The 23657-nt window shown below is 71.2% G+C and carries 27 protein-coding genes; 6 read left to right on the top strand and 21 right to left on the bottom strand.

What is annotated here, in order from left to right; all coding sequences use genetic code 11:
- The 7 genes from BGO91_RS03105 to BGO91_RS03075 all read right to left on the bottom strand — a co-directional run.
- Nucleotides 1-290 (bottom strand): hypothetical protein (locus BGO91_RS03105; protein ID WP_290471408.1); only part of this gene is annotated, 290 nt, incomplete at its 3' end.
- A gap of 65 nt (nucleotides 291-355) precedes the next feature.
- Nucleotides 356-1006, bottom strand: coding sequence for a signal peptidase I (locus BGO91_RS03100; RefSeq protein WP_290471407.1), 651 nt, complete (start codon nucleotides 1004-1006; stop codon nucleotides 356-358).
- Entirely contained in the window at nucleotides 1003-1587 is a 585-nt protein-coding gene (locus tag BGO91_RS03095; RefSeq protein WP_290471406.1) for a transmembrane domain-containing protein, read from the bottom strand. The genes BGO91_RS03100 and BGO91_RS03095 overlap by 4 nt, the downstream gene beginning before the upstream one ends.
- On the bottom strand, nucleotides 1584-2231 hold the full coding sequence (locus tag BGO91_RS03090; protein ID WP_290471405.1) for a hypothetical protein: 648 nt from the start codon (nucleotides 2229-2231) through the stop codon (nucleotides 1584-1586). The genes BGO91_RS03095 and BGO91_RS03090 overlap by 4 nt, the downstream gene beginning before the upstream one ends.
- A 95-nt stretch (nucleotides 2232-2326) precedes the next feature.
- Entirely contained in the window at nucleotides 2327-2983 is a 657-nt protein-coding gene (locus tag BGO91_RS03085; protein WP_039922161.1) for a hypothetical protein, read from the bottom strand.
- Nucleotides 2984-3073: 90 nt separating this feature from the next.
- On the bottom strand, nucleotides 3074-3805 hold the full coding sequence (locus tag BGO91_RS03080; protein WP_290471404.1) for a hypothetical protein: 732 nt from the start codon (nucleotides 3803-3805) through the stop codon (nucleotides 3074-3076).
- A gap of 196 nt (nucleotides 3806-4001) precedes the next feature.
- A complete protein-coding gene (locus tag BGO91_RS03075; protein ID WP_290471403.1) occupies nucleotides 4002-4763 on the bottom strand; it encodes an alpha/beta hydrolase in 762 nt (253 codons plus the stop codon).
- A 59-nt stretch (nucleotides 4764-4822) separates the two neighbouring features.
- Between BGO91_RS03075 and BGO91_RS03070 the strand changes: the two genes are divergently transcribed.
- Nucleotides 4823-6418 carry a stealth family protein gene (locus BGO91_RS03070; RefSeq protein WP_290471402.1) on the top strand — a complete coding sequence of 532 codons (1596 nt, stop codon included), beginning with the start codon at nucleotides 4823-4825 and terminating at the stop codon, nucleotides 6416-6418.
- Here BGO91_RS03070 and BGO91_RS03065 read toward each other — a convergent pair.
- Nucleotides 6402-7328: a phosphodiesterase gene (locus tag BGO91_RS03065; protein WP_290471401.1), complete on the bottom strand. Its 927-nt coding sequence runs from the start codon at nucleotides 7326-7328 to the stop codon at nucleotides 6402-6404. The genes BGO91_RS03070 and BGO91_RS03065 overlap by 17 nt on opposite strands.
- A 143-nt stretch (nucleotides 7329-7471) precedes the next feature.
- Between BGO91_RS03065 and BGO91_RS03060 the strand changes: the two genes are divergently transcribed.
- Complete coding sequence (locus tag BGO91_RS03060) at nucleotides 7472-7684, top strand: hypothetical protein (RefSeq protein WP_290471400.1); 213 nt, start codon at nucleotides 7472-7474, stop codon at nucleotides 7682-7684.
- 3 nt (nucleotides 7685-7687) lie between these two features.
- On the opposite strand, the gene BGO91_RS03055 is transcribed toward BGO91_RS03060, so the two are convergent.
- A complete protein-coding gene (locus tag BGO91_RS03055; protein ID WP_290471399.1) occupies nucleotides 7688-7948 on the bottom strand; it encodes a type II toxin-antitoxin system RelE/ParE family toxin in 261 nt (86 codons plus the stop codon).
- Nucleotides 7945-8208 carry a type II toxin-antitoxin system Phd/YefM family antitoxin gene (locus BGO91_RS03050; RefSeq protein WP_290471398.1) on the bottom strand — a complete coding sequence of 88 codons (264 nt, stop codon included), beginning with the start codon at nucleotides 8206-8208 and terminating at the stop codon, nucleotides 7945-7947. The genes BGO91_RS03055 and BGO91_RS03050 overlap by 4 nt, the downstream gene beginning before the upstream one ends.
- A 154-nt stretch (nucleotides 8209-8362) precedes the next feature.
- Here BGO91_RS03050 and BGO91_RS03045 point away from each other — a divergent pair, with 154 nt between their 5' ends.
- Together BGO91_RS03045 and BGO91_RS03040 are read left to right on the top strand one after the other, a co-directional pair.
- Nucleotides 8363-8668 (top strand): hypothetical protein, encoded by a 306-nt coding sequence (locus tag BGO91_RS03045; protein ID WP_290471397.1) that lies wholly within the window; start codon nucleotides 8363-8365, stop codon nucleotides 8666-8668.
- A gap of 44 nt (nucleotides 8669-8712) precedes the next feature.
- On the top strand, nucleotides 8713-8910 hold the full coding sequence (locus BGO91_RS03040; RefSeq protein ID WP_290471396.1) for a hypothetical protein: 198 nt from the start codon (nucleotides 8713-8715) through the stop codon (nucleotides 8908-8910).
- Between the two features lie 74 nt (nucleotides 8911-8984).
- Here BGO91_RS03040 and BGO91_RS03035 read toward each other — a convergent pair whose 3' ends face one another.
- The 4 genes from BGO91_RS03035 to BGO91_RS03020 all read right to left on the bottom strand — a co-directional run bounded on the left by BGO91_RS03035 (nucleotide 8985) and on the right by BGO91_RS03020 (nucleotide 14822).
- On the bottom strand, nucleotides 8985-9326 hold the full coding sequence (locus BGO91_RS03035; RefSeq protein ID WP_290471395.1) for a hypothetical protein: 342 nt from the start codon (nucleotides 9324-9326) through the stop codon (nucleotides 8985-8987).
- Between the two features lie 25 nt (nucleotides 9327-9351).
- Nucleotides 9352-9564, bottom strand: coding sequence for a hypothetical protein (locus tag BGO91_RS03030; protein ID WP_290471394.1), 213 nt, complete (start codon nucleotides 9562-9564; stop codon nucleotides 9352-9354).
- 69 nt (nucleotides 9565-9633) lie between these two features.
- Nucleotides 9634-11880 carry a glycoside hydrolase family 3 C-terminal domain-containing protein gene (locus BGO91_RS03025; RefSeq protein WP_290471393.1) on the bottom strand — a complete coding sequence of 749 codons (2247 nt, stop codon included), beginning with the start codon at nucleotides 11878-11880 and terminating at the stop codon, nucleotides 9634-9636.
- Nucleotides 11881-11963: 83 nt separating this feature from the next.
- Nucleotides 11964-14822: a hypothetical protein gene (locus tag BGO91_RS03020; RefSeq protein WP_290471392.1), complete on the bottom strand. Its 2859-nt coding sequence runs from the start codon at nucleotides 14820-14822 to the stop codon at nucleotides 11964-11966.
- A gap of 134 nt (nucleotides 14823-14956) precedes the next feature.
- Between BGO91_RS03020 and BGO91_RS03015 the strand changes: the two genes are divergently transcribed.
- Complete coding sequence (locus BGO91_RS03015) at nucleotides 14957-15184, top strand: hypothetical protein (protein WP_290471391.1); 228 nt, start codon at nucleotides 14957-14959, stop codon at nucleotides 15182-15184.
- A 24-nt stretch (nucleotides 15185-15208) separates the two neighbouring features.
- Here BGO91_RS03015 and BGO91_RS03010 read toward each other — a convergent pair whose 3' ends face one another.
- The 7 genes from BGO91_RS03010 to BGO91_RS02980 all read right to left on the bottom strand — a co-directional run bounded on the left by BGO91_RS03010 (nucleotide 15209) and on the right by BGO91_RS02980 (nucleotide 22253).
- Nucleotides 15209-15376: a hypothetical protein gene (locus BGO91_RS03010; protein ID WP_021756506.1), complete on the bottom strand. Its 168-nt coding sequence runs from the start codon at nucleotides 15374-15376 to the stop codon at nucleotides 15209-15211.
- A gap of 110 nt (nucleotides 15377-15486) precedes the next feature.
- Nucleotides 15487-17370, bottom strand: coding sequence for an alkaline phosphatase (phoA, locus tag BGO91_RS03005; RefSeq protein WP_290471390.1), 1884 nt, complete (start codon nucleotides 17368-17370; stop codon nucleotides 15487-15489).
- A gap of 94 nt (nucleotides 17371-17464) precedes the next feature.
- The gene (locus BGO91_RS03000) at nucleotides 17465-18088 is read right to left on the bottom strand and encodes a TMEM175 family protein (protein ID WP_290471389.1); all 624 of its coding nucleotides are present in this window, start codon (nucleotides 18086-18088) and stop codon (nucleotides 17465-17467) included.
- A gap of 4 nt (nucleotides 18089-18092) precedes the next feature.
- Nucleotides 18093-18731 (bottom strand): response regulator transcription factor, encoded by a 639-nt coding sequence (locus tag BGO91_RS02995; protein WP_290471388.1) that lies wholly within the window; start codon nucleotides 18729-18731, stop codon nucleotides 18093-18095.
- Nucleotides 18728-19978 carry a sensor histidine kinase gene (locus BGO91_RS02990; RefSeq protein WP_290471387.1) on the bottom strand — a complete coding sequence of 417 codons (1251 nt, stop codon included), beginning with the start codon at nucleotides 19976-19978 and terminating at the stop codon, nucleotides 18728-18730. The genes BGO91_RS02995 and BGO91_RS02990 overlap by 4 nt, the downstream gene beginning before the upstream one ends.
- Nucleotides 19979-19980: 2 nt before the next feature.
- Nucleotides 19981-21558 (bottom strand): MFS transporter, encoded by a 1578-nt coding sequence (locus BGO91_RS02985; protein ID WP_290471386.1) that lies wholly within the window; start codon nucleotides 21556-21558, stop codon nucleotides 19981-19983.
- A gap of 104 nt (nucleotides 21559-21662) precedes the next feature.
- Nucleotides 21663-22253 (bottom strand): isochorismatase family cysteine hydrolase, encoded by a 591-nt coding sequence (locus BGO91_RS02980; RefSeq protein WP_290471385.1) that lies wholly within the window; start codon nucleotides 22251-22253, stop codon nucleotides 21663-21665.
- Between the two features lie 104 nt (nucleotides 22254-22357).
- On the opposite strand from BGO91_RS02980, the gene BGO91_RS02975 reads away from it, so the two are divergent.
- Entirely contained in the window at nucleotides 22358-23653 is a 1296-nt protein-coding gene (locus BGO91_RS02975) for a sugar ABC transporter substrate-binding protein (protein WP_290471384.1), read from the top strand.
- Nucleotides 23654-23657: the final 4 nt, after the last annotated feature.

Raw genomic sequence — 23657 nt, 5'->3', positions numbered from 1 at the left:
GCCGCGATCTCCGTGAACGTCGTGCCGGACGGCATGACGACGGGCAGGAGGGACTGCGAGCCGGCGCCGGTGCCGGTCGTCACACCGCCGCCCCAGCCGTAGAGGACGTTCTTGCTGCGTGCGAGGGAGTGCCGATTCGAGAAGTTCTGCGAGGGTACGCCGTTGCCGGTGGCCGGCGGAGTGGTCGGCGACGGGGACCCCTCGGCGGCCACCCGGTAGTTGAACTGACCACGATCCGTGAAGTCGGCGCCCGTGACGGCGACCATGCCGAGCGCTGCCACGATCGCCACGCCACCCGCTCCGAGGAGCACTGGTCGCGCGACGCGTCGCCTGCGCCGAGGTGTGGGGGTGCTGTTCACTGGGCATTCTCCTTGCGCACGGCACGGCGGGCGGATCGAGGGCGTGTCATGGGGTCGGCTTGCGCCACGGCGAGTTCGTCGTCGACGCCGAGTTCGGCGGTCGTCTCGGGCGAGGGAGGTGTCCCGGATTCCGGCTCGCCCTCGCGTCGGCGACCGAGCCTCGCCGGGTCGAGCACCAGCAGCGCCGCGATCACGCTGAGGAGGATGACTCCGACGAGGATGCCCTGGCGCTGCACGTAGTCGGCGATGTAACCGAGCCACGGAAGCGTGAACACGACGACCGCGGCCTGCTTCACGAGATACGGCTCGGGGTCGGTCACGTCGTTGTTGTCACCCTGGAGGGTGAGCGAGGCGCGGCCACCGGTCTTCTCCAGCTCGACGATCCGGTGCGTCACGAGACCCTGGTCGTCAGGTCGCTCGACCATGACGACGTCGCCGACCTCCAGCTGCGAAGCCGGGCGGTCGAGCGAGAACGTCATCGCTCCGACCGGGATCGTGGGGAGCATCGAGCCGGAGACCACGATCGCCGGCTTCACCCCGAGGAACATTCCGAGCGCGAAGATGAGGATGCACGCCCCGCCGACCACCGCTCCGACCGTGAGCAGGGCATTGCGGATCCCGGCGTACACGCGCCAGCCGAGACTCATACTCGGTGCGTTTTCGATCGACGTCGCGCGATGACGAAAACGACGGCACCGGCGGCGAGCAGGACGACGGCGACGACGATCGCCGGAACCATTGTCGTGGCACCCGTTCGAGCGAGGTCCCCTGCGCCCGGCTGGGACGCGGTCTCGGCGACGGCGGTGAACACCACGGTCACGTCGCCGCTCTGCCGTGCGTACTCGTTGCCCGCCTCGTACGACTGCGAGAAGTCGAGGGTCACGCTCGCGCGTTCGCCGGGTGCGACCGATCCCAAGGAGACCGGCTCGTCGCCCAGTCGGACGGAGTCGTGCGAGACGGCGACCGGGAACGGGCCCGTCCAGATGGTCCCGGAATGGTCGGTGAGGGCGACGCTCACGCGCACGGGACCTGCGCTGATGTTCCGGGTGGAGTAGCTCTGCGACCAGGTCTCACCCGGAGCGGGTGCTTGGACCGTCACGCTGGTGCTCTCGACGGAGAGCAAGGGATCGGCCGCCTGCGCTGCCGTCGGCGCGCTCAGAGCGACAGCGGCAGCACCGAGGACGAGCAGCAGGCGAGAGAACGCACGCAACGCGAGATTCCTGTTCATTCGAAGACCGATCGGTCGGCGGGATAGGTGCTGGTGCCGGTGAAGGCGAGCTGGACGGGCGTCCGGAGGCCCTGGAGTTCACCGACGGCCGTCGTGGGGAGCGCGACGTCGATCTCGAGCCGGCGTACGCCGCCCGAACCGACGGTGCCGGGGAGCCGGCGGACGAGCTGCGCCGCGTCGGAGCCGCCGACGTGGTCGACGAGGACGGTGCTGCCTTCGCGAACGGTGAACTGGAGCGCCTCGAACATGCGGAGAGCATCTCGTCCGGCGGCCGTGTCGGCCCGCGGCGGCGTGATGGTCATCGTGAGGTCGGCCGAGAGTCGCGGACTCGCGTTGCGTACCGCCATCCGGAACGTGTGGCTGTCGCCGGGCTCGAGGAGCCGGTCACCACCAAGGTCGAGAGTGAACGAGGAGTTCTCCGCCTCGCTCGGCCACGCGGGGAGTTCGGCATTCGCGTCGGCGGCCACGGTCTGGACCGCGATGTAGTTGGTCCGGCCGTCGAGGTGGGTCAGCACGGGGGCGGACCCGGAGAGGGTCGCCGCGGTGCAGACCGCGCCGATGCCGAGCAGGACACCCGCGGTCAGCACGGCACGCAGACGTCCGCGCGGCACGGTCGCGCGCGCAGGAGTGGAGGGGGAGGTCACGCTCGGGTCCATTCTCGTTCGGCGGGGATGGGGGGAAGGGGGATGGGAATCGACCGGTGGCGGGGCGGCTGCGCCTCCCCGCCACCGTCGGATCACTAGCGAGGCTCGCTCTCCGCGTGGATGATCGCCTGGATCTTGGACGACTTGCCGGCGAGCGCGTTGTTCGCTTCGTCGCTGCCCTGGTCGGGGAGGTTCACGGCGACCTTGAGCACGCCGCCGTTACCGGGGTTGATGGCGCCGCCCATGGCCTTCTTCAGAACCGTGGAGTAGCGGACGTTCGTCAGGCCCGGCAGGGGCGCGCCGTCCACGGACACGGTGAATCGCAGCGCGTCGCGCAGAACGGGGTCGCCGCCCTTGTCTTCGAGGGTGACGTCGAGGTAGCCGAGCGAGCCGCCCTCGTCGCTGATGAACGGGATGTTGACGCTACGCCACTGCCCGTCGCCCGGGATGAGGGCGTCGGCACCGACGATCGCGAACGAGACACCTGCCGGGTCGTTCGCCTCCTGCCACTCTCCCGCCGCCTTGGCCGCCTCGAAGGTCTCGTGCTTCGGAGTGAAGTCGGCCTTGGTCTGGACGACCTGGATGTTCAGCCGGCCCCCGGTGCTGAATTCGCCGTTGCCGTCGCCGGACCCGCCGAGGTTGAGGTAGGCGTTGTCCGTGAAGAGCGCAGCGGTGGTCAGGGCCGCAACGCCGAGGAGGGCGCCGCCGGCGATGATCGCCCGACGGCGACCGTTGTGCTTGGAGGTCTGCACTGTGTTCCTTTCGTAGTTCGGTGCATCCGGGATGGGTGCACCCGTACCGCAGCTGGCGCGGACGTGTGTGGGGTGGGATGGGAGGAGGCGTTACCGGCCGAGCACCTCGGACCGGCCCGCGAATGAGATCTGCAGGCTGAGGCTCTTGCCCTTGAGAGCTGCGTTCCCGGCGGCTCCCTGGTCGGCCAGCCAGAAGATGAACTCGAGGTGCGCGTTGTCGTTCGCCGTCCCGTGCGCGGTCAGCAGCGGGCCGGTGCGGCCGGGGCCGGAAACCAGCGTCGTCACCGCGCCCAGGCGGATGTTGTCGGCGTAGATGAATCGGGACGTGGGGGACCCGGACCACAGCCCGTAGCGCACGGCGGCCGCCATACCCGGATCCGAGTCCGGGCCGGCCGCCACCGTCGTCGTGAGGGAGGACGCGAGTTGCGGGCTCATGTTGCGCACCTGGATCTCCGCGTGGCACGCCGACGCGTCGGAGGTCTTTCCGGCGACCGAGAGCGGCGTCCGGCAATTGACGGCGTCCGGCACGTCGATTCCGCCGTCGGCGTCGGCCTGGATCCACTCGGACATACCGGACTCGCCCGAACTCCAGGTGCCGGAGGTGCGGTACCGGAACATCAGGTCGTACGAGGGCGTGCCCATCGCCGTGCCCCCTCCCGCGGTCAGGTTCAGATACGCGTCGTCGCGGTAGGCCGCCGAGGTGTGCGGCGTACCGGCGACGACCAGCACGGCGCTCGCCACGATTGCGGCCGCACCGACGGCCGGCAGCACGCCGAGCACGCGGCGTCGCAGATCGCGGCGCGTGCGGCTGGGGTGCGTCATGGGGGGCTCCGGCGGTCGGTGGGATCGGATCATTCCCGGCGATACCGGATCTGAAATTCCAGATCGCCGAGGACGAATCCAATCAACCATCCGCGGAATCGCGCGGCAATGAGCGAGAGCGGAACTCCGAATGCATGCGGTGAAATTTCAGCACCCGAGCGCGTTTACTACGTAACGATGAGAGAGAGCCGGCCCTCTATCTGGCACTGAGATGCGCGAGCAGGAACGGCAAGGTGCGGCGCAGCGCCCCGTCGTCCCCACCCGCCGCGAGCACTTCGCCCAGGTAGTCGCCGTGCGTCCCCGGGACGACGAGCAGCCGCGCGTCCGGCAGCAGCGCGGTCAGGGCGACGGCCTCCTCCACGCGCACGACATCGCGGTCGGCGACGACCACGAGGGTCGGGGCGGCGATCGAGGCGATGAGGTCGTCCGGAAAGTCCTCGAAGCCGAGCATCAGCGCCCGGTCGAGCTCGAACATGGTGCGGGCGTGCTCCGGGTCGTGGCTGACGGCGATATCCGCCTGCCGGTAGGGAGCGGGGAGGTCGTCGAACGTGCCGGCCTCCAGCCCCTCCCAGAACCCCTCCACCATGCCGGACCGCCGGAATGGCGCGGACGCGGCGATCAAGCGCCCGACCGCTCCGGGATGCCGCGCGGCGAGCTGCAGACCCACCTGCCCGCCGTTGCTGAACCCGAGCACGTCCACCGGGCCGCAGTGCAGCGACGACAGCAGCGCGGCCACGTCGTCCGCCGAGCGCTCGAACGACGCCGGCCCGTCTCCGGCCGGGGTGCGTCCGTGCCCCTGCAGCTCGACCGCCAGCACCGACCGCGTCGGCGACAGCAGGGGGAGCAGGAGGCTCCAGTTGGACGCGATGGTCGAGCCGCCGCCGTGGAGGAGCAGCAGCGGCGGATACGGCGAGTCCGGGTCGCCGTGCCATTCGTGATGCAACGGAGTGGAGATCACGGGCAGAGGCTACACCCGGGGTCGGCGCGGTGGCCCGCCCGGCCTAGAGTGGGGACTGTATGACAGAGCATCCTCCCGCCTCCCTCTCCGCCCAGCCCGAACCCGTCGTCGTCACCGCCGACTCCGACCCGTCCACGTCCCGCTTCGAGCGCGCCGACATCGTGCGCCGCAAAGGACTGTTCACCCTGGTGTCGGGGCCCTTCACACCGCGCGAATCGATGATCGAGGACCTGCTGGCGGTCCATGACGCCCTCGAGGCGGCCGGTTTCGACTTCCTGCTCGTCCGCGACGACGACGGCCGGCTCATCATCGCCGTCGACCGGCGCCGCCGCAAAGAGGTGGAGGCCGCCCTCGCCCGCGCGTTCGCCCGCGAGCCGTTCTACGCCCGAGCCGTCGACGCGGAGGGGCGTTCCGCCGACGAGGCCCTGCTCATCGCCGACGGCCGGCTCTCGCGGCGCAAGGCCGACGTCCTCCGGCTCTACCGCCCCCGGCTCGAACCGGTGGGCCGGCTGCGCTACGGGTCGGAGACCGCCTTCCAGCTCGAGCTGTGGCGCTTCGGCGACGACGAGATCCAGGCGCCGCGCCCCAACGCGCTGATGCGCACCAGCCTCCCCCGCGGCGAGGCCGTGGAGGCGGAGGTCGAGCTGTACGGACGGCGCTGGCGCACCCTCCAGCACATGTTCGACCCGATCGCCAGCGACGTGGCGTTCGACATCGACATCGTCTTCTCGTGGGTCGACGGCTCGAGCGCCGAATACCAGCGGCAACGCGCCGCGCAGATGGCCTCGTACGTCGTCGGCGACGGCGACGACAACGAGGCGCGCTACCGGCAGATCGACGAGCTCAAATACGCACTGCGCAGCGTGCACATGTTCGCGCCGTGGGTGCGCAACATCTACATCGCGACCGACTCCCCGCTCCCGGCCTGGCTGGACGCCTCCCATCCACGCATCAACGTGATGCGCAGCGAGGACTTCTTCGTCGACACGTCGACGCTGCCCACGCACAACTCGCACGCGGTGGAGGCGCAGCTGCACCACATCCCGGGCATCTCGAAGCACTTCCTGTACTCGAACGACGACATGTTCTTCGGCCGGCCGATCGCGCCGGACGTGTTCTTCTCCCCCGGCGGCGTCACCAAGTTCATCGAGGCCGGCACGCGCATCGGGCTCGGCGAGTCCGATCCGGCGCGCAGCGGGTTCGAGAACGCCGCCCGCGTGAACCGCCGCCTGCTGTGGGAGCGCTTCGGCGCGGTGACGACCCGGCACCTCGAGCACTGCGCGGCCCCGCTGCGGGTCGACGTGCTGCAGGAGATGGAGCGGGAGTTCGCCGAGGAGTTCCGGCGCACGGCCGCGAGCCCGTTCCGGTCGGCGACCGACATCTCGGTCACAAACTCGCTGTACCACTACTACGCGCTGATGTCCGGCCGCGCCGTGACGCAGACGCAGGCCCGGGTGCTCTACATCGAGACGACGCTGCGCCAAGCGCCCGACACCATGAAGCGCCTGCTGAAGCGCCGCGACCAGGACATGTTCTGCCTCAACGACGGCTCGAAGCCCGAGATCCCGGCCGACGTGCGGACGCGCGTCGTCACCGACTTCCTCGAGCGCTACTTCCCGTTCGCCGCGCCGTGGGAGGTCACGCCGGAAGCGTGACGGGTTCCGCCGGCGCCACCACGGGGGTGCGCGCCGGTGGGATGCGGATGCCGTCGGCCGCGAGGCGCCGCGCCGACTCCTCCGCGTCGATGTAGTCGAGGGTCGGGTAGGTGCCGAGCGGCACGACCGAGTGCAGCACCGTCGTCGGGTACACGTGCACCAGGTTGTAGGCGAGCGCCCCATCCCGGCCCCGCGTGCCGCCCACGGGCACGTTAAGGTCCTGCGTGTAGCAGCTGGCCGACGCGACGGAGACGGGGATGCCCGCGAACGTCGCCGTCGACGAGTAGTGCAGATGACCGGCCAGGATGCTGCGCACGTCGCTGCCCTCCAGCACCTCCGCCAGCTGGGCCTGGTCCCGCAGCTCGACCGACACCGCCAGGTCGAGCACGCTCGGCACGGGCGGGTGGTGCATGGCCAGGATGGTGCCCTCCGGCGCCGGGCTGGCCAGCTCGGCCGCCAGCCAGTCGAGCTGCGACTCGCTCACGTCCCCGTAGTGGTGGCCGGGCACGGACGAGTCCAGCACGATGATGCGGAGGCCGCCGACCCAGTGCACCTCGTCGACCGGGTCGCCGGTGGGGGCGTCGCCGCGCAGACCCGAGCGGAACGCGCCCCGGTCGTCGTGATTGCCCATCACCCAGACGATGTGCGAGCCGAGACGCTCCGCCAGAGGCTCCACGAGCTCCCGCAGCCGCTGGTAGGCACCGGGCTCGCCGCGGTCGGCGAGATCCCCGGTGAAGACGATCGCCTCCGGCCTGCCGCCCGAGGCCTCGACCTCGTCGAGCAGTGCGCGCAGATGCGCCTCGCTGTCGACGGAACCATAGAGCTGCGCCCCGCCTGCGAGCAGGTGGGTGTCGCTGATGTGCAGCAGGAAGTGGTCGGGCCGCGGGTACTCCGCGATTCGCGTCTTCACGCGGACAGTCCACCACCGCAGGCTGAACGGAGCGTGAACGCGGGCGGCGTGGCGCGCGCACGGCCCCCGAAAGGGGTCGTGGTACGCGATCTTCTTTATTTCAGACTCTTCCGCCGACCGCGCGCCGGAGCTAGCATGCAGCCATGACCATCGCCAAGCACGATGACTTCATCGCCGTGCCGTATCTGCGCCAGGGGCAGCTCATCTCGTTGATCCGGTGGACGAAGGAGGACGGGGAGTGGACGTACGCGACGCTCCTCGTCGAGTACGGCCACCGCGACGACACCGACTGGCACGTCATCGTCGACGGCGAGCCGGTGCGGATGAACCGCGACGAGTGGGCGATCTTCAGTTAAGGGTCAGCGGTAGACCTCGCGGCGGTGCGCGACTCGGAAGACCGTGACGAGGACACGATCCTCCTGAATCTCATACAGGGCGCGATGATCCCCGATGCGGATGCGCCAGTCATCGGAGGAGCCGGAGAGTTTCCGGGCTCCGGCCGGCCGCGCCTCCTCCTCCAGGACGGCGAGCGCCGCGAGGACGCGTCGGCGCACCGACGGTTCGAGCTTGCGGACTTCTCTCGCCGCGGCGGTCGTGAACTCGACCGTCCAGGCCGTCACCCGTCGAGCTCGGCGCGGAGCTCGGCCAGCGAGATCCGCTCGCCGGAGTCGGCGGCCTTCGCCGCTGCGAGGTCAGCGAGATCGCGCGACATCTCGAACGCCTCGAGGGCTTCGAGGTCCTCGACGCCGATCACGACCGCGGCCAGCTTGCCGTGCCGGGTGATACCGACACGTTCGTGGGCGTAGCCGGCACGCCCCAGCACATCGGCGAGCCCGTCACGCAGTTCTCGCGTCGTCACGGACGCACTCAGGGTGTTCATATCCGCCATTATATCGAGTTGTGTACACAGTTGCAAATACATGCATAGTTTCCCCGGATGCGGCCACGCGCTCCCGCCCGCCGGATCTTGCCAAGGGCGGCCTTCGGGGCGTTTGATGCTGGTGAGACCGGGAAACCGACCGAAGGGGCCAGCAATGTCCGCCAGTGAGCTCGAGATGTCCAGCGTCCGGTACCCCTACCGGGACCGCATCTTCCACGTGGAGAAGAAAGCGCCCGGGGTGTGGGTGGTGCTGGACGACTCGCACGCCGAGCTGGGCACGCTGGTGCGGGTGGCGCCGGAGGGCGAGGAGCACGAGCCGGTGTTCGGCACCATCCCGCCGGGCGAGACCGAGACCCTGCGCGAAGGGTCCGACTGGAGGACGCTCGTCGGGTCGATCATCAACGAGTCCCTGGACGCGGGCGCCGAGCCGGGCGGGACGGGCAACCTCGGCGGGTCGTGACCGCGGTCAGCACGCGCGGAGCCGCGGCGAGTACGATACCCGGGATGAACGCGGCGCTGCGCAGGACCCTCGGCTGGATCGCCGCAGTGCTCCTCAACGTCGGCGCCCTGCTGTTCGTCGTCGGCCTCATCGTGCCGCGTGCGGGCGGCGGCGTCTCCGTGCTCGCGCTCGGGATCGGGCTCTGCGTGGCGGGGCTGCTGATCGGCGCGGGGTGGATGTTCGGCGGTCGCCGCGACGCCTGACCGGCGATCGCACGCGCACGAAGAGCGGCCCCGCCCGGGATGACAGGACGGGGCCGCAGCTGGTGCCGGACGGGTCAGTCCGGTGGCTCGGTGTTCTTCACGAGGTCGGGGTTCGACGGCTGCTGAGCCGGGTCGAACTCGGCGGGCGGAGGCTCGGCCCCGGCGCCGCCCTGGTCGGTGTCCGGCGTCACGTCCTGGGCGCCTTCGGGGGTGACGCCGGTCTCGCCGGCGTCGCTGACATCCTGCCCCGGCGCGGTCTCGGCGGGCTCGGAGGCCTGCGCGTCGTGGTCGCCCGCGCTCTGGCCGTCCGCGCTCTGCGCGCCCTCGCCCTGGTCGCCGCCTTCGAAGCGCTCCGGCTTGTCCTCGGCCGGGACGCCCTCGGCGTCGGCGTTCTGCAGTCCGCTCGTGTCGCTCATGCGCTGCTCCTCCCGGAGGCCCCGACTAGGGGGCGCCCTCTTCGCTGTACGGCGTGACCGCGTCGTCGTCGCCCGCGTCGTCGACCCGGTCGGGGTCGAGATCGGCGATGACATCCTGGATCACGTTCTGCTCGGCGGTGGGCTCGGCGGAGCCCCCGTCGTCTCCTTCGAGGTCGCCGGCCAGCCCGTTCGTGGGATCGTGGCCGACCACCGGCTCCTGCTCGGTCGAATCGCTCATGGTGCCAACGAAACGCCGAACCCCCCTGCTCTCGCAAGGGGGTTCACCGTGCCGTCGGAGCGGCGTAGGTTAGGCGTTCGCCGCGGCGACGAGCTGGTCGAGCTGCTCGGGCGAGACGGCGTTGCCGGAGAAGCCGATGGCGCGGATGAGCGGGATGCCCTCGGCCATGCGGCGCAGGCCCGGGTCGGCCAGCATCCCGGCGACCGCGGCATCCCCCGTCTGCGCGAGGGCGGCGCCGAGCACCTGTGCACCGACCGGGTGGCTCAGCCACTCGCCCAGGGTGGACTCGACCGACAGCGGCACCGCCTTGCCGTCGCCGGCGAGGGTGACCGTCGCGGTGCCGCGCAGGTCGCGGGAGGAGGCTCCGACCGAGACGACGTAGTCGCCGCCCTCGACGATCCAGCCGACGAGATCGGTGTCGTAGTAGGCGAGGTCGTCGGCGGGGATCTCGATGACGACGCTCTCGGTGGCGCCGGCGGCGATGGCGACGTTCGCGAACCCCTTGAGCTCGCGCACGGGGCGGGTCACCGCCGAACCGGGCAGCGCCACGTAGACCTGCACGACCTCCCGGCCGTCGCGGTCGCCGCTGTTGGTGACGTCGACGGAGACGTGGATGCCGCCGTCGGCCGTGGCCTCGACGGCGGGGGCGCCGAAGTCGAAGGTCGTGTACGAGAGGCCGTGGCCGAACGGGAAGCTGACGGTCACCTCCCGCGCATCGACGTCGCGGTAGCCGACGAACAGGCCCTCGCCGTAGCGGACGTGCCCCTTCTCGCCCGGGAAGTTGATCGACGCCGCGGTGTCCCCGAGGTGCGCGATCACGGTCTCGGCCAGGCGGCCGGAGGGGTTCACGGCGCCGAAGAGGACGTCAGCGACGGCCCCGCCGCCGGCCTGGCCGAGCAGCCAGCCCTCGACGATCGCGGGCACGCGGTCGGCCCAGCCGGAGACGCGCACGACGCCGCCGTTGGAGAGCACGACGGCGACGCGCGGGTTGGCGGCGAGCACGGCCTCCAGCAGCGCGGTCTGCGCGGCGGGCAGCTCGATGTGTTCGCGGTCGAAGCCCTCGGACTCGTCCTCGCCGGGCAGACCCAGGAAGAGCAGGACATCGTCGGCGGTGGAGGCCGCAGCGACCGCCTCGGTCGTGAGTGCGGCGGCGTCGCCCTCGGCACCGAGCGCGTAGCCCGCGGCGAAGGTCACCTCGGCGTCGCCGGCGAGCGCACGGATCTCGTCGAGCGCGTTGTCGAGGCGGGTCGGGACGATCTGCGACGAGCCGGCGCCCTGGTAGCGCGGGGTGCGGGCGAACTCGCCGATGACGGCGATGCGCCGGCCGGCCTCGGCCGCGAGCGGGAGCACGCCGTCGTTCTTGAGCAGCACGATGCTGCGGCCGGCGACCTCGCGGGCGAGCGCGTGGTGCGCCTCCACGTCGTAGGAGGCGTCGGCGTCGGCGTTGTCGACGGCCTTCTGCACGAGGTCGATGACGCGCTGGGCACCGGTGTCGAGCACCGACTCGTCGAGCGAGCCGTCGCGGACGGCCGCGACGAGCTGCGCGTCCGTGACGCCACCCGAGGACGGCATCTCGAGGTCGAGGCCCGCGGCGAGCGCGGAGACGCGGTCGTTCACCGCACCCCAGTCGGAGACGACGAGGCCCTCGAAGCCCCACTCGTCGCGGAGGACCTTCGTCAGCAGCCACGGGTCCTCGCTGGCGTAGACGCCGTTGATGCGGTTGTACGAGCACATGACGGTCCACGGCTGGGCGTCCTGCACCACGCGCTGGAAGCCGCGGAGGTAGATCTCGCGCAGCGGGCGCTCGTCGACGTCGGCGCTGACGCGCATCCGGTCGGTCTCCTGGTTGTTGGCGGCGAAGTGCTTGAGGGAGGCGCCGACGCCCTGGGACTGGAGGCCGCGCACGAGGGCGGATCCGAGGCGTCCGCTCACGATCGGGTCCTCGGAGAGGTACTCGAAGTTGCGGCCGCAGAGCGGGGAGCGCTTGATGTTGATGCCCGGGCCGAGGAGCACACCGACGCCTTCGGCCTTGGCCTCCTCGCCGAGGGCCCGGCCGACGCGCTCCAGCAGCTCGGCGTCCCACGACGAGCCGAGGGCGACCGCGGGCGGGAAGCAGGTGGCGGGCACGCTGTCGCCGATGCCGAGGTGGTCGCCGCCCTGGCTCTGCTTGCGCACGCCGTGGGGTCCGTCGGTGAGGTAGATGGAGGGGATGCCGACGCGCTGCACCGCCTCCGTCTCCCAGAAGCTCGCGCCGGAGGTGATCGACGCCTTCTCCTCGGTGGTCAGTTCGGTTGCGCGGACGAGACGGTCGACCATGGTTCTCCTTCGATGTGGCCGGGTGGTGGCAATACCTTACAACACTCGGTTTTAAGCGGGCCAGGGTTCACAGGGAGTTCTCGTCAGATCCTCCGCGCGAGGTCGCGGAGTGCCGTCATGTACTGCGCCGACGCGGGGTAGCCGGGATGGGTCGCGACCTTGACGAGATAGCGCGTCGGCCCGAACTCGTCGGCGCCGCGGTCGATGTCGTTGTGGTCGTACGAGTCGTCGGGGAAGCCGAGGTAGTCGGTGCGGCGCCAGAGGTTGATCCACGCGATCTCCCCGTCGGGCTGGGTGAGCAGCTCGCGCAGGGTCGGCTCCGGTCCGTCGCCCGGCCGCCGCACCGGCGGAGCGCCCTGGTCGCGGTTGACCTGTTTCAGCCACGGGTCGGCCGTCCACAGCGACGGCCCCCGGCTCTTGCGCACGCCGAGCACCTCGCCGCCGAACAGCTCGGGGAAGAACCGGCCGAAGAACGCGCGCAGCTGCGTGCCGTAGGTGAGGAGGCCGACGTTGCGGAGGCCGTCCTTCGTGTCGGCGCCCAACGTGAACAGGCACGAGACGGCCAGCACACCGCCCAGGCTGTGCGCGCTCAGCACCACCTTGCGCCGCTGCGCGGTCCCCAGGGCGGCCAGCTCGTCGTCGGCCTTCTGGGCCTCGGTGCGCGTGTCCCGCCCGTCGACGATCTTCCCCTTCATGAGGTCGGTCTCGAGCCAGGCGACGACGCGGCCGCGCAGCTCCGGGATGACCCGCTCGGCGTAGCAGGGCGGACCGTACGGATGCCCCGCACGCGGGAGGAAGCACATGAGGTCCCACATGATCCCGATCGGCCGCTCCTTGGTCGTGATGGCGCTCTCGGCGATGGTGACGATGGCGGTGACCGCGATCAGCCCGAGGGCGGGGAGCGCGAAGTCGAGCAGCGCGGTCGGGCGCCAGGTGTCGGGGAACGACACCGACACCGCGCAGCCGACGGCGAGCAGCCCGGCCAGCACGCCCAGGACGGGTTCGCCGCGATGGAACAGCCCGGCGAAGCGGCGTGCGCGCAGCATCTTCGTGGTCAGCTTGCCGGCCGAGGGGACGAGCGGCACCGTGCCGTCGCGGTAGCGGCGCAGCGGCGCGCGCAGGGGGCGGCCGCCGTCGGTGCGCGGCGTGGTGAATCGGGGTGTAGTGCGCATCCGGGCCGCGGCCACGATCGCGACCAGGAGGAGCAGGAGCGCCGCCAGCACGGGAACGGTGCTGCCGAAGTTGCGATAGGCGCCGGGGGTGACGAGGGAGGCGTCCCCGCGGGAGAGCGGGCAGACCGGGACCGCCCCCGGCGAGCTGAGCCAGCACTGCGCCCCCAGGACCAGGAGGGTCGACAGCAGCATCCCGCCGCCGAGGGAGAGGAGCAGGACCACCCCGGGACCGGTGCCGCTCCACCCCTCGTAGCGGAGCACGTCGCGACGGCGGGCGCGCGACGGGACGAACCCGATGATCAGGGCCAGGACGACCAGGGCGCCGGCGCTCACGGCGTACGCGACGAGGGACGGCGTGCGCGGCGGCAGCCCGTCGGGGGTGAGGAGCACCGCGACCGCCACGCCGAGCCCGGCGACCACCACGAGGGCGATGCACGCGACCGCCGGGAGCCACTCCTTCACCCGCGCGATGGAGGACGGCCACTCCGGCAGCCGGCGCCAGCCCAGCGCGGAGAGGGCGATGGCGAGCAGCACCCCGGTCACGATGGCCGGGGAGACGACGAGACCGAGGAACGGGATGCGCGCGTAGTTGAGGTGCTGGTCGGGGACGGCGATCGAGACGAACACGACGACGTACACCGCGACGGCCGCGAGCAGCGTCCACCCGGCCCAGGTCTCGCGGCGCCGCAGCTTGCGCCGCACCCGGTTGCGGCGGACGGCGTCCGAGAGCTCGTCCGACCGGCGCGTGACCGTGTCGGTGTCGGCCATGACCCGCGCGATGGTGACGACGAGGCCGAGCGCCGCGGCGATCACCGCCGCCGAGACCCACCACCGGGCCAGCGGGGCCGGCTCCGCTCCCCAGCAGGCGGCGGGGATGCGGGTGCTGCCTCCCGAGCACGCGGCGAACACGTCGTCCCAGCCGAGCAGCACGGCGACGAGGAAGAGCGCGCCCGCCAGATGCAGCAGCTCGGACGGGAGCTTCACCCGGGTCATCCCCCAGAAGCCTTCCGTCGCCAGCGGCGTGCGGCCGTTCGGCGCCGACGCGGCCGCACCGCCGCGCTCCTCCGCGTGCCGCATCTTGTCGACCGTGCCGAAGATGCCCGCCTCGTAGCGCGTGCGCGCCGTGTGCGAGACGAGCAGGAGCACCACGACGCCGAGCACCGGCACCAGCGAGAGCATGGCCAGGCGGATGCCGCGCCGGTCGAAGTCGGGCAGCGCGAAGAAGTCGTTCAGCCATCCCGGCATCGACGGGCAGGAGGCGGTCCCGGCGAGGCACTGCGACCCGATCAGGTCGAGGCTCACCGAGGCCAGCGCGCACACGTAGAGCAGCGTCAGGCAGAGCGCGAACACCCGCAGCGCGGCGGCACCGCGGCCCGCGCGCCACTCGCCCGCGACGGTCTGGCGCGGGATCCGGCGGGTCCAGTAGGCCGTGTTGCACAGCCCGAACGGCAGGATGAGCAGCCAGGCCAGCTGCACGAAGAACTGGCCGACGATGACGAGCGCCCCGCCGCCGTACCGCGCCATCAGCCCCCACGAGTAGCCCTCGCGGCGGATGCGCGTGGGCGGATAGGCGGGGTCCGTCGGGTCGACCGGGTCGACGGTGGGGACGAAGAAGCCGCCGTTCTCGTCGGCCTGGTCGGGCCGCACATCCCCCGGCGGCACGCCCAGCATCTCCGCCGGTGGCGTGTTCTTGATGCCGTGGATGCGCAGCTCCAGGATGTTCTGGTCGCGGCCGCCGTCTCGGACCGCACCGAACAGGGTGGTGAACACGCCCATGAGACCCTCCCGCGCCATGCCGACGCGCGCAGGGTACCGCCCGGCGAGGATGCGCGGCCAGCCTGAGCATCCGTGCCGAATCGACGCCGCTCTACACCTCGCGGCCTGCGGGGCGTAATGTCTGCACCATGAGCACCCCAGCAGACCGGGCCGACGAGCCGCGCGAAGACCTCGAGGGCAGCTACACCGAGGTCGACGGCGAAGGCCCCCACGAGCGCACCGTCCACGGCCAGTACACGGAGACCGAGGACAACCGCGGCCCCGAGACCGACGTCGAGGGCACGTACACGGACGTCGACGAGGCGGCCGACGCCCCGCAGGGCGAGTACACCGACACCGACACCGACGAGCCGTAAGAGCGGCTGAGGGCGGGAGGCGGCCTAGCGGGTCGCCTTCTTGATCTTCTTGCGCGTCTTCTTCACGTTCGGGTCGTTCCAGAACGAGGACACCGCGCCCACGATCTGCTGATAGCGTTCGCGGCCCGCTCGCGCGCCCAGCACGTAGGCCACGGCGATCCCGATCAGAACGAGAAAAGTCTTGAAGCGCATCCGGTCCTCCTGAATCCGTCTGCGGCAGACAGTAGACCGCACGATGCCGTCGCGCCACCCCGGAGGCCCGGAGCGGCGTGACGGCATCGCGCGAAGGCTTTGCGCGACGGTCAGGCGCGCGGGAGGTCGCCCAGGCGACGACCGCGGCCGAACAGCAGGTAGCCCGCGATCAGCAGGGCCAGCGCGATCACCAGGATCGGCGCCACGACGGCTCCGGTGGAGGCGAGGGCGCCCGCCGACGAGCCGGCCGCGGTGCCCGTTCCGGAACCCGAACCGCCGGCCGCCGGGAGCGTGCCCGTCGGCTGACCGTCCGCGGTGACCTCGAAGGCCAGGACCACGGCCTTGCCGCTCTGGGCTCCGGTCACCGTGATGGTGTGCCGGCCGAGCTCGGTCGGCGCGACGGCGGCGATGGTCGACGCTCCGCCGATGACGTCGGTCCGCGGCAGCGCGACCGGGTCGGACTGGACGACGCCCGAGACCTGACGGTCGCCCTTGAAGCCGGCGAGCGAGATCGCCAGCGGGTCGCCCGGCTTCACCGTCGTCGCCAGGAGCGAGACCGTCGCGCCCGCGCTCAGGGCGGTGTAGCTGCGCTCGAGCTTCAGCGCACGCGCGATGGTGAAGAAGGTGTCCGTCTGGTCGGTCAGCCCGACGACGTCCGCCGCGCCGGGACCGTATCCGGCCACCCGCAGCTGCGAACCGGTGTGCTGCTGCGAGCCGCCGGCCGCGGCCGTGCCGTAGGCGACCTTCATGACGGTGCCGTCGGCCGTGGTGAGCGCCGTGCTGAGCGTGGCCGGCGGGGTGCTGTCCACGATCTGGCTGGTGTGGGCGTGGTCGGCCGTCACGATGACGAGGGTGTTGCCGTCCTTCTTCGCGAAGGCGAGGGCGGCCTGGACCGCCTCGTCGAGGTCGACGGTCTCACCGATCTGGCCGCAGGCGTCGGCCGAGTGGTCGCGCTTGTCGATGCTCGCGCCCTCCACCTGCAGGAAGAAGCCGGCGCTCCCGGAGCGGTCGAGCAGCGAGATCGCCTTGTTGGTGAGCGAGGAGAGCGAGAGGTCCGATGCCAGCCGGTCCGCGTTGGGGGTGCAGGTGACCGGTGCCGCGTCGGCGCCGCCGACGGTCGCCGTGGTGGAGGCGTACCGGGTCGGGAAGTTGCCGGGGGTGAAGAGTCCGAGAAGCGGCTTCTGCTGGTCCGCCGCCGTGACGGCCGACAGTCCCGCGGCGTCGCCGACGACCTGGTAGCCGCGGTCCTTGGCCTGGTCGAAGAGGGTCTGGTCCTTCCACTCTCCGGCCTTGGCCTTCTGCGTGAAGGAGGTCGATCCGCCGCCGAGCGTGACATCGGCACGCGCGTCGAGGAGCTGCTCGCTGATGGAGCCGAGACCGCCCTTGTCGAGCGCGTCCGCGCCGCAGCTCGCGCTGTCGGGGCCGTAGCAGGAGCGGGCGCCGACGTGCGCGACCTGGACCGCGGGGGTCGCATCCTGGATCTCGGCGGTGCTCACGTTGCCGGTGCGGAGGCCGTTGGCGCGCGCGAGCTCGAGCAGGGTGGCCTGCGGCGCGCCGTCGATGTCGACGGACACGGCGTTGTCGTACGTCTTGGTGCCGGTGGCCCAGGCGGTGCCCGTCGCGGCGGAGTCGGGGACGTAGTCCGGCTTGCCCTTGTTCGGGCCGTCCTTGTAGAGCGAGTACGTGGTGTACTGGCCGGTCAGCGGGAGGGCGTCGATGCCCGGGAGCATGCCGGCGGCACCGTACTGGTAGTTGCGCGCGACCGTGATCTCGCTGTCGCCCATCCCGTCGCCGATCAGCAGGATGACGTTCTTGGCCGGGCCGTTGACGATCGACTGGCGCAGCGCGGCGGTCGAGTCGTCGGGGTTGCGGGCGGCGCCGCCGTTGTCGGAGGTGGCGGCGAGCGCTGAGGTCGGGAGCAGCGCGGCCGCGAGCACGCCGCCGGCGGCGACGAGCACGGCTCCGGCGCGGAGCCGGGAGCGGAGACGGGACATGCGGGAGGTCCTTTCGGTCGGTGAGGCCCGACCAGCCCAGCGGCCGCACGTGAACCGCCCGTGAACTCCCGGAGGCTGTTATCTGAAAGGTCTCTCAGGAGACGCTGCCGCGGCGCCCGCGCACGGCCTTCAGCACCCCGACGATCGGCCCCTGCAGGAAGAGCACGAAGAGCCACCAGATGCCGACCTTCGGGAAGAGCACGGCGAGCACCAGCGCGGCGAAGAGCAAGGCGTCGGCGATCCAGCCGGTGCCCGGGGCCATCGACTCCTTCGCGTCCTCGCGCACGAGCTCGGGCGAGCGTCGCAGCACGACGGCGATGAACTGCATCGACAGCGACGCGAGGAGCATGTTGCCGATGTACAGCGCGTAGACGGCGGGCTGGCCGGAGTTGCTCGCGGCGAGCACGTTGGTCGTGAAGGGCATGATCACGATGGCCAGCAGCCAGGCGAAGTTCAGCCAGATGACGCGGACGTCGTAGCTGGCGACCCACTCGAAGATGCGGTGGTGCGTGATCCAGAACCGGGCGATCACCAGGAACGAGACGCCGAAGGCGATCAGCTCCCAGTAGTTGGCGCCGATCCAGGCTCCGATGTCCCTCGCCGCGTCATCGGCCTGATCGACGAGCGGCAGGATCAGCAGGGTGATCGCGATCGCCACGGTGGCGTCGGAGAAGTTGACGAGCCGATCGAGCCCGCGCTCCGTCCTCACCGCTGCCATGCGCTCATTCTGGCCCGTCATCGAGCAGACCGAGCTCCAGGGCACGCCGCACGGCCGAGGTCCGGTCGGAGGCGCCGAGCTTCTCGTACGCGCGGCTCAGGTAGGTCTTGACGGTGGCCTCGCCGATGAAGAGCTCCGCGCCGATGGCGGCGTTGGTGCGCCCGTCCGCGGCGAGCCGCAGCACCTTCACCTCCTGCGGCGAGAGGGCAGGGGCGGCCGGGGCGCCGCCGCGCAGCCTCCCGAGCAGGGCGGAGGCGGCGGAGGTGGCGAGCACCGTCTCCCCCGTGGCGGCCGCGCGCACGGAGCGGGCGAGCTCGGCCGGGGCGATGTCCTTCAGCAGGTAGCCGCTCGCGCCGGCCTCGATGGCGCGGAGGATGTCCTGGTCGGTCTCGTAGGTCGTGAGCACGACGACGCGGGTGGCGGGATGGGAGGCCGTGATCGCGCGGGTCGCCGCGACGCCGTCGCCGCCCGGCATCCGCAGGTCCATGAGCACGAGGTCGGGGTGGAGCGCGGCGACGAGGTCGACGGCCTCCGGGCCGCTGGCGGCCTGCCCGACCACGTCGATGTCGTCGTACCCGGTCAGCATCCCGCGGATGCCTTCGCGGACGACGGGGTGGTCGTCGGCCAGGACGATGCGGATCATGCGGACTCCTCGGTGGGGGCGCTGGGCGCGGTGGGCGCGGACGCGGCGGGATCGGGCGCGGTGACGGCCGGGGCGGGCAGCTCCGCCGTGATGCCGGTGCCGAGGCCCGGCGTCGACTCGACCGTGAACCGGCCGCCGGCCTCGCGGACACGCGCCGCCATCCCGTCGAGCCCGTAGCCTCCGCGCGGGGCGTCGCGGTCGAACCCGCGCCCGTCGTCGGTCACGCGCAGGCGCACCGCGTCGGGCAGGTAGGCGAGCTCGACGTCCACGGTGCGCGCCGCGGCGTGCTTGCGCACGTTCGAGAGCGACTCCTGCAGCAGCCGCAGGGCGACCACGTCGACGGCGGGCGGCGCCGGACGCGCTCGCCCGTCCACGACGAAGCCGGCGCTGACGCCGCTCTCCTCCGCGAAGCGGGCGACGACCCGCTCGAGCACCTCGGGCAGCGGCGAGCCGTTCAGCCTCCCCGGCGTCATGGCCGCGATGATGCGCCGGGACTCCTGGAGGTTCTCCTGCGCGGTCTCGGTCATCAGCTCCACGTGCCGGCGGGCGGCGGCGGGATCGGCGTCGAGCTCGCCCTGCACCGCGTGCCCGAGCGTGACGATGCTCGTGAAGCCCTGGGCGAGGGTGTCGTGCATCTCGCGGGCGATGCGCTCCCGCTCGGCCGCCGCGCCCTGCTGCTCGGAGAGCTGCGCGATCTCGTTCTGCTGCTGCCGCAGCCGGTCGATGAGCCGGCCGCGCTCGGCGCTCTGCTTGCTGACGGCGGCGACGCGGTGGCCGAAGAAGATCGAGAAGGCGATGAGCAGCAGCGTCATCCCGGAGACGTCGACGATCGAGACGGGCGGGATGTCGCCGATCGCCCAGCGCACCACGACCCCTCCCGCATTGACCAGGACGATCGCGATGGCCGCGGGGTAGAACGACAGCAGCAGGAAGAACTGCGGCGACAGGACGAACAGGGCGACGTTCGCCCAGTCGCTCAGGGAGAGCGCGACCAGGTAGGCGGCGGTCGCGACGAGGCAGTAGACGATCGAGCGGGGCGAGTCGTCCGGCACGGAGCCGCGACGCACCACCGACCAGAACAGCGGGAGCAGCGCGAGCACGATCGCCGCCGACGCGATCGACTTGACGAGCCCGGTGTACGGGTTCGCCAGGATGATCACGACGGTGGCGACCGTGGCCGCGGCCGAGTAGACGAGCCAGGCCCGGAACTCGAGGAACTCGCTGTCGGTGCTGCGCTGCTGTTGCACGGTCAGACTGTAGCCGCTCGCTCCGGCTGAGCGGCGGAGGCCTCCGCGACCGAGGTGCGGCCGGCCGGGTAGAACACCCCGATGACGGCGACGATCAGCATCGCGCCGGCCATGCCCCAGAACGCCCACTGCACGGCTCCGGCGTAGTCGGAGGCCACGGCGTGCATGATCTGGTCGCGCACGGCGGTCGGCAGCTTCGCGAGCGAGCCGCCGTCTCCCGAGGCGCCGCTGATGCGGTCGACCGCACTCTGCGCGTCCGCTGCGGTGCCGCCGATCTTCTCGAACGACGCGGTGAGCAGGTCGGTGAGCCGGGAGGTGACGATGGTCGTGAACACGGCCAGGCCGAGCGCGCCGCCGAAGTTCTTCATCGTCTGCGAGATGGCCGTCACCTCGCCGTAGCTGGCGCCGATCGCGCGGTTCACCGCATCCGTCGAGACCGCCGAGAACATCAGGCCGATGCCGGCGCCCGCGATCGCGATGGGCCAGGTCTGCTGGTTGAAGAACGATTCGGCGTTGAAGTCGAGGTCGGTCGCCTTCAGCGCGAGCCAGGCGAAGCCGATCGCCCCGATCAGGCCGCCGACCAGGACGACACCACGGGCGCCGTACTTGTCGAACCGCACCGAGCCGACCCGGCTCGCGACGACGAAGCCGATGAAGAACTTGAGGAAGAGCACCCCGGTGAGGCCGGCGGAGAGACCGAGCGACACCTGCCCGTACACGCTGAGGAAGAAGAACGTGGCGATGAACGCGACCGACGAGAACAGCGTCGCCAGCGTGGAGAGCGTGAACCCGCGGTCGCGGAACGCAGCCAGCTGCACGAGCGGCTGCGCGGCACGGCGCTGGAGGAGCACGAACACGACGATCAGGGCGGCGCCGGCGACGAGGGAGCCGAGGACCGCCGGGCTGCCCCAGCCCCACGGGCTCGCCTGCTGCAGGCCGAAGACGATCAGGCCCATCCCGGCGGCGACGACCAGCGCGCCGAGCCAGTCGATGCGCTCGCGGCGCGGGGCGGAGGGGCGTGCGGCGATCGCGACGATCACGAACGCGGCGACGGCGATCGGCACGTTCACCCAGAAGATCGCGCGCCACGTCCACTGCGTGAGGTAGCCGCCGGCGATCGGGCCGAGGGCGGTCATCGCACCGGTGATGGCGAAGAAGATCGCCATCGCGCGGCCGCGGCTCTCACGGGCGAAGCCCTCGACCACGATGCCGATCGCGGCCGGGAACATGATGGCGCCGCTGATGCCCTGGAGGGCGCGGGCGGCGACCAGCCACGGCTCGGCGAGGTCGCCGGTCGGGGCCAGGCCGCAGAGCAGCGAGGTGATGCCGAAGCCGGCGATGCCGATGAGGGCCATCCGCTTGTGGCCGACGACGTCGGCGATCCGGCCGCCGAGCAGGAAGAACGCGGCGGTGGCGAGCAGGTAGACGTTGACCGCCCACTGCATCCCGTCGTGGCTGAGCCCGAGGTTCTGCTGGATGGTGGGGGCGGAGAGGGCGACGATCGTCTGGTCGATCGTCGTCATGGAGACGGCGAGGATGAGGCCGGCGAGCGCCAGCCGCGACGAGGATCCTGGTTTCATGCTCCCAGCCTCGCTTCGGGCGCCCGCGCGCGGCACCGGCGGCCGGTGGTCACCCGTGTCCGCCGATCGGTGGACACGGGCGACATCCGCGGTCGCGGCTTCGGTCAGGCGGCGGGGAGGGCGGCGATCAGCTCGTCGATGGTGACGACGGCGGCCTGCTGGGCGGGGTAGACCTTCTCGGTCAGGACGCGGTGCACCTCCGGGTCGCGGTCGAAGGTGCCGTCGGAGAGCACGACGAGGCGGTAGTCCTTGTCCACCGCGTCGCGCGCGGTCGACAGCACGACGCCGCTGGTCGAGATGCCGGCGAGCACGAGGGTGTCGATGCCGAGCGCCTGCAGCTGCTCGTGGAGGTCGGTGGTGCTGAAGGCGCCGTAGCGCGACTTGCGCACCACGATCTCCCCCTCGGCGGGCGCGATGCGCGGGTCGACCGAGACGGCGGGGTGGTCGGGGCCGATCTCGCTCACGCGCTCGGCGGCGGTCACGAATCGGGAGTGGGCGGGGACGCGGGACGCGTCCTCCTCGGACAGCGCGACGCGCACGTAGCCGACGGTGACGCCGGCGGCACGGGCGGCCTCCCGCGCACGGCGCAGCTCGGCGAGGAAGGCGTCGGCGTCGGGGAGGGAGGCGAGGATGGAGGGCTGCAGGTCCATGAGGAGCAGCGCGGTACGGGACGGGTCGATGACGAGATCGTTCACATGTATAAACTACCTCGCCCAGCTGAAAGCTTGCGTCGCTCCGCTGCCTACTGTATACAGAATACAGACCACCACAGCAGAGACTCTCAAGGAACGAGGTACTCATGTCTCGCGTCGACTCAACGGTGAGAAGGGCGCTGGCCATCACGGCGGCAGCCGCACTGGCTCTCAGCATGGCCGCATGCTCCGGCTCGGGAGGCGGCGGATCCAAGACCGTCGTCTGGTCCACCTGGGGCACCCCGGAGGAACTCACCCGGTACAAGGAATTCGACACCCAGTTCATGAAGGAGCACCCCGACATCAAGGTCGTGCTCCAGCCGGTCGCCGACTACAGCGACTACCACACCAAGCTGCTCGCGCAGCTGGCCTCCGGCACCGCCCCCGACGTCTTCTACATCGGCGACGACAAGATCGGCCAGTTCGTCAACTCGAAGGCGCTGATGCCGCTGACGTCGCTCATGAACTCGTCGGCCAGCAAGACCAAGCCGGAGGACTTCGCGCAGGGCCTGTTCGGGGCCACGAAGAAGGGCGACGAGATCTACGCGGCGCCCAACGACTCCAACCCCGACGCCCTCTGGTACGACAAGGAGGCGCTGAAGAAGGCCGGCGTCACCGAGGACCCGGCGACGCTCGCCGCCGAGGGCAAGTGGACGACGGAGGCTTTCCTCGACATGAACGCCAAGCTCCACGACGCGGGCCTCACCGGCTCGATGTTCTGGAACTACTGGTCGACCCACTACAGCTGGATCTCGTCGCAGGGCGGGACGGCGTTCGACTCCTCCGGGAAGTTCGTCGCCAACACCGACCCGACCAGCGTGAAGGCGATGGACGTGCTGGCCAAGAACTTCCAGGACGGCACCTTCGTGGTCGCCGACACCCTCCCGGAGGGCGCGGGCGCCGACAGCGTGTTCGTCACGCACAAGGCCGGCTTCTTCGTGCAGGGCCGCTACACGATCGGCACCGTCAAGGCCGCCGGCGACCCCGAGAACTACGACGTGGCGCCGTGGCCGACCCCGAGCGGCAAGCCCGCCCCGACCGGCGTCGCCGTCAGCTACCTCGCCATCAACGCGAAGACCAAGAACAAGGACGCCGCGTTCGAGTTCTGGACGAACTTCCTCTCGGCCCAGGGCCAGACCTTCCGCCTCAAGGGCGGCGGCAACGCCGTCCCGTCGATCGCAGGCGCCGACTCGGTGGTGCTGGACGGCTACCCCGCCCACGCGCAGACCCTGCTCGACATGCGCGACATCGGCTTCGAGGACAACGCCACCGAGGCGTCCGTCCCCGGCCTCTCCAGCGACATCAGCGACAAGATGCTCGCGCTCTACCAGGGCAAGGCCTCCACGAAGGAGACGCTGGACGAGGTCGCGAAGATGATCGCCAGCAAGACCGGCGGCAAGTGAGGCA

This window comes from Leifsonia sp. 71-9, from assembly GCF_001898805.1.
Lineage (GTDB): Bacteria > Actinomycetota > Actinomycetes > Actinomycetales > Microbacteriaceae > Leifsonia.
Note: the sequence above shows the minus strand (reverse complement) of the source record. Positions and strands in the feature narration are given on the sequence as shown.

Bases quoted from the DNA above. Each gene is read 5' to 3' on its own strand.
- BGO91_RS03100 (WP_290471407.1), bottom strand. From the start codon at position 1,006: ATGAGTCTCGGCTGGCGCGTGTACGCCGGGATCCGCAATGCCCTGCTC.
- BGO91_RS03095 (WP_290471406.1), bottom strand. From the start codon at position 1,587: ATGAACAGGAATCTCGCGTTGCGTGCGTTCTCTCGCCTGCTGCTCGTC.
- BGO91_RS03080 (WP_290471404.1), bottom strand. From the start codon at position 3,805: ATGACGCACCCCAGCCGCACGCGCCGCGATCTGCGACGCCGCGTGCTC.
- BGO91_RS03070 (WP_290471402.1), top strand. From the start codon at position 4,823: ATGACAGAGCATCCTCCCGCCTCCCTCTCCGCCCAGCCCGAACCCGTC.
- BGO91_RS03060 (WP_290471400.1), top strand. From the start codon at position 7,472: ATGACCATCGCCAAGCACGATGACTTCATCGCCGTGCCGTATCTGCGC.
- BGO91_RS03050 (WP_290471398.1), bottom strand. From the start codon at position 8,208: ATGAACACCCTGAGTGCGTCCGTGACGACGCGAGAACTGCGTGACGGG.
- BGO91_RS03045 (WP_290471397.1), top strand. From the start codon at position 8,363: ATGTCCGCCAGTGAGCTCGAGATGTCCAGCGTCCGGTACCCCTACCGG.
- BGO91_RS03040 (WP_290471396.1), top strand. From the start codon at position 8,713: ATGAACGCGGCGCTGCGCAGGACCCTCGGCTGGATCGCCGCAGTGCTC.
- BGO91_RS03035 (WP_290471395.1), bottom strand. From the start codon at position 9,326: ATGAGCGACACGAGCGGACTGCAGAACGCCGACGCCGAGGGCGTCCCG.
- BGO91_RS03030 (WP_290471394.1), bottom strand. From the start codon at position 9,564: ATGAGCGATTCGACCGAGCAGGAGCCGGTGGTCGGCCACGATCCCACG.
- BGO91_RS03025 (WP_290471393.1), bottom strand. From the start codon at position 11,880: ATGGTCGACCGTCTCGTCCGCGCAACCGAACTGACCACCGAGGAGAAG.
- BGO91_RS03015 (WP_290471391.1), top strand. From the start codon at position 14,957: ATGAGCACCCCAGCAGACCGGGCCGACGAGCCGCGCGAAGACCTCGAG.
- BGO91_RS03010 (WP_021756506.1), bottom strand. From the start codon at position 15,376: ATGCGCTTCAAGACTTTTCTCGTTCTGATCGGGATCGCCGTGGCCTAC.
- phoA (WP_290471390.1), bottom strand. From the start codon at position 17,370: ATGTCCCGTCTCCGCTCCCGGCTCCGCGCCGGAGCCGTGCTCGTCGCC.
- BGO91_RS03000 (WP_290471389.1), bottom strand. From the start codon at position 18,088: ATGGCAGCGGTGAGGACGGAGCGCGGGCTCGATCGGCTCGTCAACTTC.
- BGO91_RS02995 (WP_290471388.1), bottom strand. From the start codon at position 18,731: ATGATCCGCATCGTCCTGGCCGACGACCACCCCGTCGTCCGCGAAGGC.
- BGO91_RS02985 (WP_290471386.1), bottom strand. From the start codon at position 21,558: ATGAAACCAGGATCCTCGTCGCGGCTGGCGCTCGCCGGCCTCATCCTC.
- BGO91_RS02975 (WP_290471384.1), top strand. From the start codon at position 22,358: ATGTCTCGCGTCGACTCAACGGTGAGAAGGGCGCTGGCCATCACGGCG.